The organism is Pseudomonas sp. NFACC46-3 (assembly GCF_900114515.1).
Classification (GTDB): Bacteria; Pseudomonadota; Gammaproteobacteria; order Pseudomonadales; family Pseudomonadaceae; genus Aquipseudomonas; species Aquipseudomonas fluorescens_Q.
In genome coordinates this window covers 65,793-81,929 of the sequence record NZ_FOTH01000009.1, presented here as the reverse complement: position 1 = coordinate 81,929, position 16,137 = coordinate 65,793, and the positions used below count along the sequence as shown (strand labels likewise).

Below are 16,137 nucleotides of genomic sequence, written 5' to 3'. Positions count from 1 at the left end.
AGATACTGAACGATGGATATTGGTGAGCGATCTGAGATGTCCAAAACTGAATAGGCATTCAAGCAGGCAGATGCCGAGCTGTCCCGATGAAGGTGAGAGATTTCGCTCCTCGGGTCATCGCGACGTACAAATCCTTCGCATCAAGCGAGCCGGCATCAAGAATGACGGCATGGTCATACTCAAGGCCCTTGACCAGCAATGTAGTTCCAATCAGCTTACGATGGTTGATCGGCCGACCCGAATGCCTCATCTCGCGCTGGTAAAGAATACCGGCCTCCACGAGCGTCGCGGCTTGGCCATCAACATGAATCTTGAGCACGCTCAAGAAACGATAGAGTAAGTCACGGCGATAGGCTGAAGTTTCAGGGTTGCTCTTCAAGGTTTGAAAGAATGCCTTGAGATAGCTGCTCGACGGGTCAGACAAATAGTCATTCGCCGCCTGGAGTACCGGCGGATATTTGGTAGTTTGGCGAAGCTTGGTCACCTCGCCTCGTCTTGTGCCTGCCGTTAGCGTGCCAGGTACACCTGTGAAGCATTTCATCGCAAACGTCACGGCGAGCAGAAAGCCATCCTGAGCGCTTTTTACAGCCCCAAGCTTTTTGAGGAATAAGTGCAGATCTTTCCCTTCGATTTCCTCGATTGACGAAAAGCGTCCGGCCATGGATTTCGCCAAGAGATGCGTTTTGTTCTTGGACTGCTGATCGCCACCGTGCAGGGCGATGACGCTCTCATTATGGTTCAACAGCCCACAGAGCGCTGAGTACTGTTTAGCGGCTAGATACTCGGGCTGAGTGTGAACACTAATTACGCTCGGTGGCAGTTTGGCCAGAAGGTCAATCTTTTGGCCGAGCTCAATCTTTCGCCTTGCCTCTTTTAGCCACTCGCCAAGGGCAGGACTCTTCGCGTTGATCCACCGCCAAGGGACCTCCAGCTGTCCCAAACAAACAAATTCGGGGTAGATGCTGGCTTCCCAATCAACGGGCTTGCCGTCGTCAAAATCGAATATGGCTTGCAGGGGATCGCCCAAGAGTCGACTTGGAAGAAATTCTGCCAGGCTACAGACCAAGTCATGTTGCAAGTCCGAGCAGTCCTGGTACTCGTCGACGTAAAGACCTATATAGCTGGCCGACACGGCATCGCGAATAAACCTTTTCTCCAGCAAACGGGAGCAGCACTCGTACAATTTATTCCACTGTTTGCTGGTCGGGTTTTCAATTTTCCACCCTGATGCCTTCGGGTATGCCAGACAGATTCGAAGTGCCCAGCTAGCGATCGTATCGACCTGGTACTGGGAAGCACGAACGCCCAAGTACGCCATTTTGGTTTTAATCGAGTTCACGCCGGCAAAAGTGTGCGTCAGGATAAGCTGCCGGCCACTGGACGCTCGCACCGCCATCGCAATGAGATGGGTCTTTCCAAACCCAGCAGGCGCGATCACATAGCCTTTGGTGATGCAGTCGTTGAGCTTGATTGCGAGATCATCAGACACGCTCTGCCCACTCCCAAAGTTTTCCCAACTCCAAGGCGAGATTCGTTTTTCCAAACACCGGATCCTTGAACGCCGGGGACACTGTCTTAAACCACAAGTCGCCTCTGGTCGTGTCCTTAAACCAACCCGCGTTTTTGTTCTTGGCTGCAGCACCAATGGCAGCCCTCAGCTTAGGGCTATCTGGCCACGCGCCCAGGTCTTCGGGAAGCGCTTCCTGATACTGGGTCCGCACTTGGTCGTACACAGGGTAGGAGAGTTCATTTTGGGCAAGCTTCAAACTGGCTAGAACATATGCCCAAGGTAGATCCTGAAACGCCCGCTCTTCGAGGGAAAGTTGGTCGCTCCATAGGTACGTTGGAACTCCGATAGCCGCAAGATTAGCCGCATCGGCAGGTGAAAAAAGCTTTTCCGCATCGCCGTCAGCGAGTACCGACACGTCGTAGCACAGCGACTGAAAAGCCTTTGCGATACCCTTTAGATTTCCGGCACCTCTAGCATCCAGGAGCGCCACACCGTGGTATGAAAATGGGTCTCGCGCATTCTCAACTTGATGATCGTCAAACCCTCTGAGAAAGCCGACCTCGGTCGCACCCTCACACACGATGACCTTCTTCGACAAGAATGCTTCAGCGTTTGAGCGGATCTTCCCCTGAATCTCATGCTCCTCTAGACCCTTTTTGGCAGCGGAAATAATCGTCACGACACCGCCCTTGCTGTGGACGACATGAAGGTCCTGCACTGTAAGTTCGCGAAGCACCATGGGCGAGTGAGTGGTCAGAAAATACTGCCCACGCTTGTCCTCTCTGATGTGCTTGATGAGACGGGTAATTCGATGAGGCTCCAGGCCAAACTCCAACTCATCGAACAAGGTAATGTGGCCTTCCTCCAGCCCTGCTTTCTGGATTCCGCACTGAAGCATGCGGCGAGACCCGAGACCTAACTGCCGCAACGGGATTTCGCCGTCATGCAGGGACAGGCCGCCGATTTTCAGATTGATGGAAGCTAGGTCGAGATGTGCCTTGTATGCGTCAAGAACCGGGACACCCAACAGTTTCGCAATCTCTTGCGATTTGGTTGCTGCGGTGTCGAAATTTGTCAGGGTGACAGCCCGATCAACATCAAGCGAACTTCTGGCGGTCCGCGATACATTGGCCAATAGCTCGCTCAAGCTCTGCGCCGCGGTCAGCTTGGCAAGAGCAGTTCCGTTTGCCCAGGAAAGCTCTCGTTCACTAAATACTCCGATTAGGCCCACGCCGACCTTGTTTCTGTCTGCCTGTTTGAACGGCACTCCGTCAGGATTGCGATCACACACGACTGTCCACTTCGGCTCCAGGTCCTTTTCGACGGTAAGCCGGGCGGTCAATACGCTTTCAAAATGATCATCTGGCTCGTCATGAAGCTTCTGAGCTGCCGCATCCCAGCCCCGTAGGTGAAGCCCGTACTTATTGAATGCACAGAAGTCCGCTGTCAAATGCCCGATTGTGATCTCTATGACAATGGGATCAGCGATCTTGCATTGATAAAAATCTGAGTCGCTGAGAGCCAGATTCCACTGGGGATGGAACGTGTACCGGATGGCTTCCAGGATTGTGGATTTTGAAGAGTCGCCCTTGCCTATAAGGCAAAAAATGTCGGCTGTTGGCACGTTCCAATCAAGCGCTTTCACCCCTCGAAAGTTCTTGATCACGATCTTTCTGATTTTCACCGACCGGTATCCTCTGAACGTCATCTATGAGTGAGGCGGAATCCGTTTGTAGCGCCTCACCTGGCTCTCAAGGAGCGCAGCGGGAGTGGCCATTCGCCTTACCCATCATAGATACATCCAGCGAGCCGGGGAACTGGCCGAACAAATCCGTCGGAGATCGCATTATTCCGCAGGCTTAGGGATACCTACTGGAGAGGAATCACATCGAATGTTGATCACCCTCAATTCTGTAATCGAACAGCAGTCATCTTAGCCCTTTACTGCTCCCTGACCACAGCCTGCTGATCTATTCGCGTCTGGATTTGGGTGTAGAGCTGAGCCCGCTCGTTGTCGCGGTCGGCCATCCGATGGATACAAGGCTGCCCCAGGAGAGGTCAAGAAAATAGGCCTGCTCTGTAAGCCAGATTAAGAGGGAAAATTCGGTGGTACTACCTTCTGAACATGATCAGCATCCTTTGTTACTTCCGCAATTATGCAGTTGATCACCGACGGTCCTCCAGTTATGTGGGTTGTTGGCGACACCTGGGGGCGATGCGCAAATTGTGAGTACACTATTGGAACTGACGAGCCAGCGACACGTGAACAGGTTCGCCAATTATTAGTAAACGCGGACTGGAATGCACGACAGTGGCCCGTCAACTGACCAAGGGAACGAAATGGCAACATATATTATCCAGGCTGTGATATGGACCCTGTGCGTAGTAGCGCTTTGTATTTCGTACTTGAACTATTCACGCTACATCGAAGCGAAGCGGGATCCTGAAAAATCTAGGCGCAGCCTGCAAACCGCCCTATACGCGAATAACGATGCTGCTATTGGACACGCAGAGTTCGAGGAGATTGAAAGCTCCCATTACCGTCCTTACCTGAAGCGTTTTAGAGTTGCGATTTTCTTAAGTCTGAGTTTTGGGTTTGCAGGTTTGACGCTCCTAATCGCTTAGTCACGAACAACATCTCGAACCATGGAAATGAATACTGCACGCCACCGGCCCTTGATTGTGCCTGGCGTCACCTGGATTTACCCGTTTGCTTCACGGTATGCAATGAAAAAATCCATCAGCCTTGCTCTCATCAAGCATTATTTAAATGAGTCTGGTTGGTTTTTTTTGAGTTTTAGACGCGCGCGATCTTGATCGCAAATCCAACTTTAAAAGTCGGCAAATCATTAATTCTGCTTTGGAGACAATGAGAGAAGGTCGGGACTTATTGAGGGGACGGTAATGGATGCTTAATGTGATCTAATCCTCACAGCAGCAGTCTCGAGGCTACCTACAGTTTGCCTTGCCCAAACGCTCCGACGCTGTGCTTCATAGATAAATACTAAATATGCAAGGTGTGTTAACCGTCTGCATGCGAGCAGCTTTGAAAAAGCTTAAGCCTAGCAAACTGGCGGGGCCCACCAAAGGTCGGCCAATCGAGCATCAACCATCCCCACTAGGCATAGGATAGTTTTCTATCGCATAGCCTTCGCTCTTCCAAAATTCAGGCAGCCTTGGTCGACTGGCGTCCTAACAAGTCATGCACTATGTTCGAGGATGACATCATCTGCAGCCATATGAGCGCGTCCAGATCCGAGGCTCTCACACCGAGTCCACGGCTGAATCGCAGAAACTCGTCCTCCAACTGGAGGTAATGCTTTTCAACCGTCAGCTTCGGCGTAAGAAATCCCCCCAGATGACCCGCTCTCAGGATGTGGATATCGAGGATGGCAACATCATCCGCTCCTAGGTGATTACGGCTAATCCAGGAGGCGGTCTTGTAGCCGATGCCAGGCGCTGCAAGTAACCAGTCTCGTAGCTCCCGCCCAGAACCCAACGGCGCAGATTTCGAGCTCAACAAGGCGATGGCACCTGATAAATACCGCGCTTTCTGACGAGCGAATCGATAGTTCACCGCTCGCCCGTTGACGGTTAGAGGTTCGGACAACAACGCATAAATATGTTGCTCGGGAACGGTGCCTTGCTCGAACACTCCGTTGTCGCGCAGATGAGCAAAGGCTGCCAACCCCACGCTTGCTGGAATCCCATGACCGCCTAGCAAACAGGCACCCACCTCCTCCTCAAGCGTCGCACCTAACGTGTACACAATGGATTTTTCACTGTAGGCGCTTGCCCACAGTTGATAAGCCCAGTACGCCGGGGAGGGAAACGCCTCGATTAGACCCCACCGAACCCCGGGAACCACCTCCGAATCCGGCGCTGGAAATTGTGCCTTATGGAGCACTGAGTCAATCACTACGACCCCTGTTTGCATCGCATCCCCCCCTGTTCTTGCCCATAGGTTTCGGTCATCCAGCGAACAAGATCATTGCGCTCGACAGGATCCATCGCGTCTATCCGGGTACGCAGACGCTCTTGGCGGCGGGCAATGGTTTGCCGCTCACGAAATGTATGGCCTAAGTACCGAGTGTCATGAAGGTGTTGAGGCGGTGCAAAGTTCATCCATACGCATTCCTGACGCACTTCCGCATGGGTCTTAGCAGCGAAAGTGGTTTTGCGCCAACCCTGAAGCAATTCATCGTAGAGTGGGCTTTCGTAACCCGAGATCATCACGCTGCATGGCAAACGCTTGAGAACCTCCAGCAATCGCCGGTGGTCGCCTTCGCAATAGTCATACCGATAGATCTTCTCTCGGCGACGGGTCGACGCAAGATAGGGTGGATCGGCATAAACAAGCTCATGCCCCGAATAAGGGAAGTCAGACAGGAATGTGGCTGCGTCCGCATTGACCCACTCAAACTCTGGCCTCACCGGTTCAGCAGCCCAGCGCTTAGGTATCGTCGGATCCAGGTCAATACCGATATTGCGCAGTGCAGGCTTCTTGTGACGCAGCACAGCACCCGAGCCCAAGTGTGACTCAATATAGGTCTGATGCGCAGGCATCAGGTTAATCAAGCGCTGATAGCACTTGCCCTTCCCACCAGGATATTTCATACCCCATCATCGTCAGAAATGACGATGATGTCAACTTTTACTGAGTCCTGACGGGTGCGTATGACACGTGATAAATTGGTGGCAAAGTGTCACTGCCCACACGCGGGAAGCTCAAGATATTGGTACTGGAAGCTTCTTAATGCCAACACAAGGAACGTTAAATGTCTGGCTCATCAACCTTTTTCGCGGGCCGATCCATGTCTGCGGATCTCTCCTGCCTCAGCCTGGATTTCGAAACTCAGCTTTCTTCTCCAAAAGAAGACGTCGTTGATCGAATTAAACTGGGCGATGCCCTGGAAGTCGTGCTCAATACGATCAATGGTTTCAGCACCGTAGAGGTTCTGTGGCGGGGAGAGCTTGCAGGCGGGATCGCGTCTCCTGAAATTCAAACACTTCAGCGATGCCTCGCAGACGGCGTGATCTATGTCGCGACGGTCACTGACAAGAGTGGTGGAGAGATCCGGATCCGTATCTCGCCTTACAAACCCTAACTGCAAGGACGCGTTTGATGATCAGTGTTATCGGCGGTGTATATCGCGAACATTGCATGTCTCCCAATTGGGAAGAAATCTATGGCTCCGGTGGACGAGCAGCGACTGCCTTGGCCCGAATGGGTGCCCAGGTCGAGCTCCACGCTTATGTTGACGAAACAGTGGCTGCTGTCATTGGTCAGCGTGCTCTGATTGAGGGCTTTAGGCTCTCACCTGTATCAACACCGGAGTCTGCTGCTTTCTCATACACACACGGCTTGTCTGCGCCCCGAGTACATCGACCGTTTGCTGACCTTCCTGCTATCGAGTTAAAGGCACAAAAGATCGTTCGGTTCGGAATGGTTGAAGGTGACGCCAAGATCGAAGCGGATTACGCAGTCTACGACCCACAGAATGCGATCACTCCTCAACTCTATTCGGCCAACGGTTCATCCGCCAAGCACCTGGCGATTATCCTGAACCGAAGCGAAGCGCAGGCTCTTCTCCCCAATTGCAGAGGAACTACCGAGCAACTTGCGCTTGAGCTTGCCAATGCAGAAGCCGCCGAGATCGTGATCATTAAACAGGGCCCTCTGGGAGCGCTCGTTTACTACGAAGGCCAGTTTTCCTCCGTGCCTGCCTATTCCACTTCGCGGGTGCACAAGATCGGTTCAGGAGATAATTTTGTCGCACATTTCGCCCATGCCTGGCTTGAAGCCGGACTGAGCCCACACGATGCGGCAGACATGGCATCACGTGCGACAGCGTATTACTGCGAGCACAGAGGCTTTCCATCCCGACGCAGACTGAAAGAATATCAACCTGCACCGCTGATGGTTTCGGAAGACTACCGTCATGGCAAACGCCCGAAGGTCTATCTTGCCGGCCCATTTTTCTCGCTGGCGCAGCTCTGGCTGGTTGAGGAAGCGCGAAACATCTTGCTGAGCATGGGGCTACAGGTATTTTCGCCATACCACGATGTGGGCCATGGCACAGCGGCTGAGGTTGTGCAGAAAGACATTGATGCCATCTACGAGTGCGAGCTCATGTTTGCCATTGGGGATGGCCTCGATGCGGGGACGCTTTACGAAATCGGTTATGCCCGCGCGCTCAACAAGAAAGTCATCATGTACGCCGAGAACGAGTCCGAGGAAGACAAGAAGATGATGGAGGGCTCACATTGCATCTTGTGCAATGACTTCGTCACCGCGATCTACTCAACCGTGTGGCAGGCGATCGCGCTATGAAGCGTGCACTGCTTTTGTCAGGGGGCATGGACTCTCTCGCACTTGCGTGGTGGAAACGTCCAGCGGTCGCCATTACAGTGAATTACGGCCAATTGGCGGCCGATGCAGAGATTGCGGCTTCGCGCGCGATTTGCCGCGAGCTAGGCATCGATCATCATATCGTGACCGTCGACTGTCGTTCGTTGGGCTCAGGGGACATGGCCGGCGCACAAGCCGATGCACATGCCCCGGCGACTGACTGGTGGCCATACCGAAATCAGATGCTAGTCACTCTCGCCGCCATGAAAGCCATCAGCTTGGGTGTCCAGACGATGTATCTGGGCACGGTGAAATCGGATGGGGCTCACCAGGATGGCACTGTTGAGTTCATCGATGCCATCAGTCGACTGATGGCGTTGCAGGAAGGTGCGATGACCATAGAGGCTCCTGCGATTGAGCTCAGCACTGCTGAACTCATAAAAATTGCTGGACTGCCAACAAACATGCTGGCGTGGGCCCACAGTTGCCACAAGGCGAATGTTGTCTGTGGCAACTGCAGAGGCTGCAACAAGTACTTTGAGGTTTGGGATGAGATCGGACATGAACTGGATCGATTCAGGTAACCCCACCCCTAAAAGTCAGCCAGATGCTTATACGCCACACGTGTGGAAAAGCAGCCATTGCCGCTTCTTTAATGCTCCAGGAAAAAACGGCAATGACGACGCTCAGACAGGCAATGCCGTCAGGGAATTTTTCGAAGTCTTGCAGGCACGCAGAAGCCGAAGAGCCTTTAGCGCTTTGCAGACAAACGACCTTGCATTGCTTCTCTGGAGCTGTGCGGGGGTTCTGGCGAATACGACCTCCCGCTACGGGTTCGAATTGGAGCTGCGCCCAACACCTTCGGCTGGTGCCATCCATCCCATCCATATCCTGATCAACCTGCCAGGGGAACGCGGTTGGTGCCGTTATGACGCACGCGCTCATGCCCTTTTCGAGATCGAGGGGGCCCATCAGACCTTGCTACCACTTCGCCCAAAGGTGGAGGCGATTATGGACTGCCGTCACGCGACGTTGATTCTGCTGGTTGCAGAGCCAGGTAAGAGCTTTGCAAAATATGATCATGCATCGAGCCTGATCTGGCGTGACGCAGGGGCTCTGTCTGCAACGCTTGGTCTGGCTGCCGAAGCGCTGGGTTTGAACTTCTGTTCATTGGGGATCACGGGAGAGCCATGGGCGAGTAACCTGGCGGCAACCGATGTGCTAACGGGGGTAGGTTTGGCTGCTGTAGGACGACCAGTTCCTTAGGTGGCTGAACGCACTGATGGGATCATCGCCTTCCAGGAAGCACTGCATCCATAATGGCTTGAAGATGGCATCTAGGCCTGAAGCCCACGTAGAATTACTGCTATCCATGCTGCACCGCTAACGTGCATTCAAAAGGAAATTCGATGCGCATTACCAAGATTTCTGTCTGCAAATTATTTGGCCGATTTAATTACGAGATCGAGCTCACCCCTCCCACGGGGATTGCGATATTGACGGCGCCGAACGGCTACGGAAAATCGACAATATTGAAGATTCTTCAGAGCTTTGCCTCAGGCGAGTACTATTACTTCATTCAGGAAAATTTTCACAAGATTGAATTTACGTTTTCCGACGGTGAACCGTTAGTAATTTATAAATCCCCCGAAGACATCATCAACAACAGGGTCACCTTCAATCGCTCAGGCGACTTGACGAAAATCAGAGACCCCTTTGAAGAAAATGGCGAGGAAAGCGCTTTCTTCATTGACCGGGCGCTTCCATTTTTGACTCGGGTTGGGCCCCGCATCTGGCGGCACGTGCGTTCCGGTGAGGTTCTTGACGCGTTGCAGGTGGTATCACGCTACGGCTCCCATCCAGCGCTGAGACGAAATATCAAGCAAGCTGAGTGGTTGGAGAAAATCCGGGCATCGGTGCAAGTCTACTCAATCCCTACCAACCGGCTCACTTCTTCTGATCAGTCCGAAGCCTCTGAGGACAACAGCAACCTCATGGTAGGCGCGATTGCTGGCGAAATAGCGAAATTGATCAAGGATACGATTCAGCTGCAATTTGAGATTGGACGCGAAAAAGAAACGAGTTTTCCGCAACGTATCATTGAGTCGTTGAACACTGAGCAACCGCCCACCAAGGAAACGATTGCCACGCTGATTGGCCAGCTGCAGGAGTATGAATCTCGTCTTGCACGCTTAGGCCTGCTCCCCCATGGAGTGACCACACAGCAATTGAATAACCATAACCAGATCGACAGCGCCGCGACGTTGGTTGTACTCAAAACCTATCTGGATGATATCGCTGAGAAGTTTTCAAAACTGGATGACGTGGCCAACAAGCTGGACGTCTTCACAAGTTCTGTTAACGAGCTGTTTCGCTTCACCACAGCTGCGCCGTCCTCCGAAAAAGGCATCATCATACGAACCAAGGACGGGCAGAAATCCGAGTTGGCCCTGTCCACCCTGTCGTCGGGCGAGCAGCATCTGATCGTCATCATCGGCAAGCTTGTCTTCAACACAGCGCCCGGCTCCATGGTTCTTATTGATGAACCCGAGATTTCGTTCCATCCGGAATGGCAGGAGAAGTTCCTAGACATCCTAGAGCGAATCAGAACCGTAAACGACTTCACCGCCATCATCGCTACCCATTCGCCAATCGTGATCGGTGACCGCTGGGACGATGCAATTGAGCTGGCCGAACTTTACAACAATCACTCCTATGGACGGGATCAAGATGAAGCACAACAGTCTTAAGAAATACCAGTCCAATCCAAACCATCTGTTGTCCACTGCCTTTCAGATGTATAGGTCGACAGGAATTCAGACGGCTGTGGTTGAAGGTCAGACAGACAAACGTTTTTTGAGCCAGTGGTGCAAGCCCGACGCCAAGATCAGGTTTGCTGGCTTCGAGGGAAAACCTCATGTCGAGGATGTTTACCGGGCGTCAAAACGCACTCCGTATTCGGGAAGCGAGTTTCTCTACTTCTTTGCAGACATTGACTACGACCAAGTTAACAACAGGGCTTTGGTGATCGACGCACGATTCATCTACAACGCCTACTGCCACCAGAGCAAAACCGTTGAATTCAACGACCTTGAAACCTTCTTGATCAATAGCTCTGCGTTCGAGAAGGTGCTCGCAAATCACGACCTGGAGACGAGCATGGCTCAAGGGCTCAGGGTCAAGCTTGAAGCAGCGTCACGTCAGATCGGCGCGTTGCGCGCAGCAGACCTTTCACTTCCAAGCAAGCTTGGGCTGTCCAGAAGCATTCTGAACGGGATTGAGATCGAGACTTTCTTCTCGGCCAAGGATCTGACAGTCGATATGAAGGCGCTGCATGAGCATCTGCCGCTATGGACAAACTATAAGCTGCACGTAGACGATCTAATTGACGAAGCAGAGCTTATCAACAAGGCTACCCCTGGTTTATGGGCGTTGAGTCGCGGTCACGACATAACGGAGATGCTGACTCTGCATCTGCAGACGCTTGGTCACCCACACCTGAGAGCTGACAGACTTGAGCTTATGCTGCGTCTGGCTTGTGAATATGCGGTTTTCAAGGAGAGCGCGATGGGACGCAAGCTCATGACCGAGCGTCATGAGTATTTCCTGAGAGATTGATCGGGTGGCGACGGCGCCAGTTTGGCTCACCTTGGCGCGCCGTCAGCGGATATGCGGTATCTAATAACTCGGGTACGCGCTGGTTACTACAAACCAGCGCATGACGTATGTATCGCCTTCACCCCTGAAGGTCAAACAGGAACCGCCGATGCTTTTGGTGTTCGCTCATTGTCATGACGTAGAACAACAGTTGCTCGCATTCGTCGTGAGTTTTTTCGACCAGTGCCTTCATAAGCGACAAGGCGTTCCGGAATTTGACTGGCATCCCAGCTCAAAGCGTTCATCAACAGATCCATGAGTATGTCTTTGTCCCATCCGCTGAAGGGGCTCCCGCGATCCAAACACCGTGGAGTGATGAGTTCGCTCCGGTGATAAAGGAGGGTGTTCGTTGCGCAGAGACTTGGCTTGAAGGCTCATCACTACCGTTATGGTGGGCACTGTCTCAGAACCGAAAACGTCATCGTCCCGGTGATCCACAAGACGCATTTGAGACAGGTTTTTTGCTGCGTTTGCTGCAGACGCTGATCATGCGACGTGAGGCCGTCACCTCCCAATCAACCCGATTTGATGCCTGAGTCTGTAATTGACGTCTGAGATTTGCTTTTCCCGCCAAACCCTCCGATCAAGCGATCTTTGATCGCGCTGATCGGAGGGTTCACTCGCTTTTTCTCGCAGCGACCTTGCTCCACCCTCCCACTTTCAGATTTGATTAGCGCCACGCTCGGCTTCACCCTTCAGTAACTCCTCGCGATTTCTATCGAGAGCAGCGCCATCTCAGTGTAAGTGCGGATCTTTTCTTTGGGCACGGATGTAGGTGTGGCGACAGCGGCGACGCCGGCGACAACCCACGTAAGACGTGGCCTGGAACATGGCGACAAAAGTGGCGACAGTCGCCACTTTCTGAGCGCATTGGCCGTGACGCTTGACCGCCTTTTCGAGTGGGTATAAAAATTGGCGCACGGATCGCTGTCGTTGACAGCACCAGCCCAGGTAGCCACAGCCTTGAAGGCTACGCCACTCGCGTGGTGGTTCTTCCCCAAGTACGATTAGCGTCCGGCGGCTCGCACGGTCACTCCCCAAGAGTGATGGATGCCTACTCAACCAATCTGCCCACTGCGGCAGACGATGGAACTACCTCGCTGCGTTGCAGCAACCTCACCCTTCGGCAAGCATCGCTGCGCCAGACCACGCCCGTCTCTTTCTCCTGGAAAGAGACGGGCGCTCGTACCATTGCTGCAAGCCACGTCGTACATGGCATTGCCGCAACTCTCCTCGTGACAATCGACGTGACAAATCCGATTCGTCACCATCCGCAACGACACAGGCACCGGTGCCGCAGCCTGTGGAAAGGCTGCACCTGACTGACAGTCAGGCATGCCCCAGGTGTCCATGTCGTTGCCTTCTCCTGCTCAGGATCTCCAGGTGCCGAACTCGTCAGTCGGCACAGCCTCCACCCGCCCGCATTTTCTGATGCGTCTAAGGAGGCCAGATTCATGGGTTCATGCCCTTGCTCCCGGTCGTAAGGAGCCGTTCGTTCCGCGTCAGTGAGCACCTCACAGGCCGCAGGGGCCTTTATCCCTGATAACACTCAACAGCCGTGGCGGGACTACGTGAGGACAGTCAGCAATTACCGAGGAGAGGGCCCATGCAGCAGTTAGATCCGAAGCTTGAACTACCACGACCACCTCGACCGCTGATTGAGTCGAATTCCTTGGCCCAGCCTTATCCGGTGCAGGCACTGGGTGGGATTCTTGGGCCTGCGGTGGAGCGCATGGCCGAGGTCATCGGCGTGCCCCAGGCGCTGGCCGCGCAATCGGTGTTGGCTGCCTCGGCGCTAGCTACACAAGGTCATGCGGGCTTACAGCTCGACGGGCGCAGTTATCCGCTGTCGCTGTACCTGATCACGGTGGCCGCGTCCGGCGATCGCAAAACGGCGTCAGATCGATGTGCATTACTGCCTGCACGACAATGGGAGCGTGAGCAGTGGCAGCGCTATCGCGAACAGCTTTCCCGGCACCGCGCCGCACAGCGACAGGCGCAGCGTATTAATCCTGGAAATCCCGCCCCCCAAAACGGCGTACCGCTAGAAGAGGAGCCCTCGGCACCCCGGCTGATCACCACGGATCCGACTATAGAGGCGTTGATCAAGGGGCTATGTCATGACTTGCCCAGCATGGGCCTATTCTGTGACGAAGGCGGACAGTTCCTCGGTAGCAGCACCATGAGTCGGGATAACCGTTTGAAAGCGGTCACGACCTTGTCGTCACTTTGGGATGGCAGCCCGATAGATCGCGCGCGCTCCATGGTTGGTGAAAGCCTACGAGCCTATGACCGGCGTTTGAGCCTGCATCTGATGCTGCAACCCTATTTAGCCATGCAGTTACTCAGTGATCCGTTGCTGCAGGGGCAGGGCATTCTCGGTCGCTGTCTGATGACCTGGCCCTCCAGCCTGGCAGGACAACGAAGCTACCAGGCTGTCGACTTGTCGAAAGACGGCGACCTGAAGCGCTATCACCATCGCCTCTCTGCCCTGTTTCATCAGCCTTGGTCACTTTCCCCTGATGGTGCTCTGCAGCTATCACCGCTGACACTCAGTCCGTTAGCCCGCCGTCGCTGGATTGATTTGCATGATGCCATTGAAGCTCAACTGGGTGAGTTTGGTGAGCTGGCCAGCGTGCGGCCCAGCGGTTCGAAGGCCGCCGACAACCTGTTGCGCGTCGCCGGCATTTTGGCCGTTGTGGAGGAGAGCCGTGTCGTGGAGGTCGACCATATCCAACGGGCCTCGGCCTTAGTTGGCTACTACCTCACCGAGATCCAGCGCCTGACTGAGCAGGAGCCGGTTTGTCGAGTTAAGGAGGAGGCGGACCGGCTGTTGCGCTGGCTGCAGGTCAAAGATTGGAAGCGCTTTAGTATTCGTGACTTGAACCGCAACGGTCCCCGCTTTGCCCGTAAAAGCAGTCGCCATGCCACCAAGCTTCTGGTCGAGTTGCTTGATCATCATTGGCTGATTACCGACGGCCATACCTTCGAGGTGCGCCATGTTCAATCTTGATGAAGCACTGCGCAACCACTTAGCTCAACGTCAAAAGGAGCCGAAAGCGCGGTTTGTCGCCGCGAGTGTCGCCACTTTGTCGCCACGCTCAAAGCCAGGTAGGACAAGGGTTGTCGCCGCTGTCGCCGATGTCGCCACCGTTCGTAAAACTATCACCTCAACGACAGCCGTTATCCAGTGGTTAGAAAAGGAGGGGGCGCGTCTCTACGTCGTCGACAACACGCTGTGTTTTCGCCCTACTGATTGGGCCCAGTTCGCCATCGTAAGCCCACACTGGCGAGCCCTTCTACATGAGCTCGCTGCAGTCGATCAGGAACAGAAAAATGGCTCGCGTCGGTAAGCGAGCGGGGCGCAATTTCGGCTTCGGTCGCCAGCTCAGCTATGCCGGACCGCAAGCCTTGAAAGATCTGTTTGGCGACGGCCATTTTGCTACCGTCAAAGCCCATGGCGATCGCTGGCAGGCATTCGTGCAATGGTGTCGATCGGATGAAGGACCGGGAGTCAATGACGCGCGCCAGATCGACCGCGAGATTCTCATGCGGTACGCCGTCCACGTGCGGGAGGAGGTTGATCAGGGCGGCGTCGGCATCGCCACCGCGCAGAACCGCCTGTCCAGCGTGAACCGCACGATGGCCGCGCTGCGCGGTGATCAGTACGTCAAAATCCCCAGTCCGAGCAAGGCGCTAGGCCTACAGCGTTCGAGCGTGCGTAGTGAGGCACCGCAAGGCCAAGATCATGCTCAGATCGAGTTGATCGCACTCGTACTGTCAGAGCGAGGTCAGCAACGTGTGGCCGCAATTGTGCATCTGGCCCGGGATACTGGTATGCGCCTGCGTGAAGCGATCTTGGCGGACCTGCCCCGACTGCAACGTGAGGCCAGGCAACTGGACAAGATCAACATCCAGGACGGCACCAAAGGCGGTCGATCAGGCGCGTCAGCACCGCGTTGGATCGCGGTTACTGATCAAATTCGTGGCGCCTTGGATAGGGCCTGGGAGGCTTCACCCAGTGGCAGTCGGAACCTGTTGGCTCCCAACGAGAGCTACAAAGTGTTTATGCAGTCAGTTGTGCGACCGGCACGGGACATCTTGCATGAGCATGGATTGAAAGGCTTTCATGAGCTACGGGCGGCTTACGCCTGTGAGCGCTATGAGCAACTGACTGGCTTGAATGCACCCGTCAATGGCGGTCGTGTTCATCGAGAAGATCGAGAGCTTGATCAGCGCGCGCGACAGCAGATCAGCCACGAATTGGGACATAACCGCATCGATGTGGTGAGTGCTTACATCGGAGGCCGGCGATGACGGCCGAGTTCGACATAGCGTTGTTTCTGCGCCCCGTGCTCAAAGGTGCACATGCCACGCAGCAGCGGCACATCAGGCAAGCAGAAAGGATGCACGAGGTGATTCGTGAGCGCTGGGGTTGCGCGACTCCCTGGTCCTGGAGAGAAAAGCATGTGAGATGGTTTCTGGAGCACTATTTGCGATGCTCAGCTCCAGCTACCGTCTACTACTACGACTTAACAGCAGGGTTGATCCGCCGTAGAAAGGCAAAAGTCGTGGTTGCCTGATAGACCTTTAAGCGTGAGCCCCTGAGTATGGGAAT

General features: G+C 54.2%; 16 protein-coding genes. 11 read left to right on the top strand and 5 right to left on the bottom strand.

The window, feature by feature from the left end; all coding sequences use genetic code 11:
- Positions 1–58 precede the first annotated feature (58 nt).
- The 4 genes from BM300_RS12055 to BM300_RS12035 form a co-directional block, all read right to left on the bottom strand.
- Positions 59–1,489, bottom strand: coding sequence for a UvrD-helicase domain-containing protein (locus tag BM300_RS12055; protein ID WP_092462973.1), 1,431 nt, complete (start codon positions 1,487–1,489; stop codon positions 59–61).
- Positions 1,482–3,194 carry an ATP-dependent nuclease gene (locus BM300_RS12050; protein WP_092462972.1) on the bottom strand — a complete coding sequence of 571 codons (1,713 nt, stop codon included), beginning with the start codon at positions 3,192–3,194 and terminating at the stop codon, positions 1,482–1,484. Before BM300_RS12050 ends, BM300_RS12055 begins: the two co-directional genes overlap by 8 nt.
- A 1,482-nt stretch (positions 3,195–4,676) precedes the next feature.
- On the bottom strand, positions 4,677–5,447 hold the full coding sequence (locus BM300_RS12040; RefSeq protein ID WP_092462969.1) for an 8-oxoguanine DNA glycosylase: 771 nt from the start codon (positions 5,445–5,447) through the stop codon (positions 4,677–4,679).
- On the bottom strand, positions 5,429–6,127 hold the full coding sequence (locus BM300_RS12035) for a DNA adenine methylase (RefSeq protein WP_092462967.1): 699 nt from the start codon (positions 6,125–6,127) through the stop codon (positions 5,429–5,431). Before BM300_RS12035 ends, BM300_RS12040 begins: the two co-directional genes overlap by 19 nt.
- Positions 6,128–6,288: 161 nt before the next feature.
- On the opposite strand from BM300_RS12035, the gene BM300_RS12030 reads away from it, so the two are divergent.
- From BM300_RS12030 to BM300_RS12005, 6 genes are all read left to right on the top strand, one after another.
- Positions 6,289–6,618, top strand: coding sequence for a hypothetical protein (locus tag BM300_RS12030; RefSeq protein WP_034133720.1), 330 nt, complete (start codon positions 6,289–6,291; stop codon positions 6,616–6,618).
- A gap of 17 nt (positions 6,619–6,635) precedes the next feature.
- A complete protein-coding gene (locus tag BM300_RS12025; protein WP_092462966.1) occupies positions 6,636–7,844 on the top strand; it encodes a PfkB family carbohydrate kinase in 1,209 nt (402 codons plus the stop codon).
- The gene (locus BM300_RS12020; RefSeq protein WP_092462964.1) at positions 7,841–8,446 is read left to right on the top strand and encodes a 7-cyano-7-deazaguanine synthase; all 606 of its coding nucleotides are present in this window, start codon (positions 7,841–7,843) and stop codon (positions 8,444–8,446) included. Before BM300_RS12025 ends, BM300_RS12020 begins: the two co-directional genes overlap by 4 nt.
- On the top strand, positions 8,424–9,128 hold the full coding sequence (locus tag BM300_RS30195; RefSeq protein WP_170862049.1) for a nitroreductase family protein: 705 nt from the start codon (positions 8,424–8,426) through the stop codon (positions 9,126–9,128). Before BM300_RS12020 ends, BM300_RS30195 begins: the two co-directional genes overlap by 23 nt.
- Before the next feature lie 143 nt (positions 9,129–9,271).
- Positions 9,272–10,612 carry an AAA family ATPase gene (locus BM300_RS12010; protein ID WP_092462961.1) on the top strand — a complete coding sequence of 447 codons (1,341 nt, stop codon included), beginning with the start codon at positions 9,272–9,274 and terminating at the stop codon, positions 10,610–10,612.
- Positions 10,593–11,480, top strand: a complete 888-nt coding sequence (locus BM300_RS12005) for a DUF4435 domain-containing protein (protein ID WP_170862048.1) — start codon at positions 10,593–10,595, stop codon at positions 11,478–11,480. Before BM300_RS12010 ends, BM300_RS12005 begins: the two co-directional genes overlap by 20 nt.
- Before the next feature lie 131 nt (positions 11,481–11,611).
- On the opposite strand, the gene BM300_RS31045 is transcribed toward BM300_RS12005, so the two are convergent.
- Entirely contained in the window at positions 11,612–11,776 is a 165-nt protein-coding gene (locus tag BM300_RS31045; RefSeq protein WP_170862047.1) for a hypothetical protein, read from the bottom strand.
- On the opposite strand from BM300_RS31045, the gene BM300_RS31725 reads away from it, so the two are divergent.
- The 5 genes from BM300_RS31725 (at position 11,735) to BM300_RS11980 (ending at position 16,102) form a co-directional block, all read left to right on the top strand.
- A complete protein-coding gene (locus BM300_RS31725; protein WP_371914659.1) occupies positions 11,735–12,055 on the top strand; it encodes a LasR-specific antiactivator QslA in 321 nt (106 codons plus the stop codon). The genes BM300_RS31045 and BM300_RS31725 overlap by 42 nt on opposite strands.
- 1,070 nt (positions 12,056–13,125) lie before the next feature.
- Complete coding sequence (locus BM300_RS11995) at positions 13,126–14,532, top strand: YfjI family protein (protein WP_092462957.1); 1,407 nt, start codon at positions 13,126–13,128, stop codon at positions 14,530–14,532.
- The gene (locus tag BM300_RS31385) at positions 14,519–14,872 is read left to right on the top strand and encodes a hypothetical protein (protein ID WP_092462955.1); all 354 of its coding nucleotides are present in this window, start codon (positions 14,519–14,521) and stop codon (positions 14,870–14,872) included. Before BM300_RS11995 ends, BM300_RS31385 begins: the two co-directional genes overlap by 14 nt.
- The gene (locus BM300_RS11985; protein WP_092462953.1) at positions 14,856–15,836 is read left to right on the top strand and encodes an integrase domain-containing protein; all 981 of its coding nucleotides are present in this window, start codon (positions 14,856–14,858) and stop codon (positions 15,834–15,836) included. The genes BM300_RS31385 and BM300_RS11985 overlap by 17 nt, the downstream gene beginning before the upstream one ends.
- A complete protein-coding gene (locus BM300_RS11980; RefSeq protein WP_092462952.1) occupies positions 15,833–16,102 on the top strand; it encodes a hypothetical protein in 270 nt (89 codons plus the stop codon). Before BM300_RS11985 ends, BM300_RS11980 begins: the two co-directional genes overlap by 4 nt.
- Positions 16,103–16,137: the final 35 nt, after the last annotated feature.

Bases quoted from the DNA above. Each gene is read 5' to 3' on its own strand.
- BM300_RS12040 (WP_092462969.1), bottom strand. From the start codon at position 5,447: ATGCAAACAGGGGTCGTAGTGATTGACTCAGTGCTCCATAAGGCACAA.
- BM300_RS12035 (WP_092462967.1), bottom strand. From the start codon at position 6,127: ATGAAATATCCTGGTGGGAAGGGCAAGTGCTATCAGCGCTTGATTAAC.
- BM300_RS12030 (WP_034133720.1), top strand. From the start codon at position 6,289: ATGTCTGGCTCATCAACCTTTTTCGCGGGCCGATCCATGTCTGCGGAT.
- BM300_RS12025 (WP_092462966.1), top strand. From the start codon at position 6,636: ATGATCAGTGTTATCGGCGGTGTATATCGCGAACATTGCATGTCTCCC.
- BM300_RS12020 (WP_092462964.1), top strand. From the start codon at position 7,841: ATGAAGCGTGCACTGCTTTTGTCAGGGGGCATGGACTCTCTCGCACTT.
- BM300_RS30195 (WP_170862049.1), top strand. From the start codon at position 8,424: ATGAACTGGATCGATTCAGGTAACCCCACCCCTAAAAGTCAGCCAGAT.
- BM300_RS12010 (WP_092462961.1), top strand. From the start codon at position 9,272: ATGCGCATTACCAAGATTTCTGTCTGCAAATTATTTGGCCGATTTAAT.
- BM300_RS12005 (WP_170862048.1), top strand. From the start codon at position 10,593: ATGAAGCACAACAGTCTTAAGAAATACCAGTCCAATCCAAACCATCTG.
- BM300_RS31045 (WP_170862047.1), bottom strand. From the start codon at position 11,776: ATGGATCTGTTGATGAACGCTTTGAGCTGGGATGCCAGTCAAATTCCG.
- BM300_RS11995 (WP_092462957.1), top strand. From the start codon at position 13,126: ATGCAGCAGTTAGATCCGAAGCTTGAACTACCACGACCACCTCGACCG.
- BM300_RS31385 (WP_092462955.1), top strand. From the start codon at position 14,519: ATGTTCAATCTTGATGAAGCACTGCGCAACCACTTAGCTCAACGTCAA.
- BM300_RS11985 (WP_092462953.1), top strand. From the start codon at position 14,856: ATGGCTCGCGTCGGTAAGCGAGCGGGGCGCAATTTCGGCTTCGGTCGC.
- BM300_RS11980 (WP_092462952.1), top strand. From the start codon at position 15,833: ATGACGGCCGAGTTCGACATAGCGTTGTTTCTGCGCCCCGTGCTCAAA.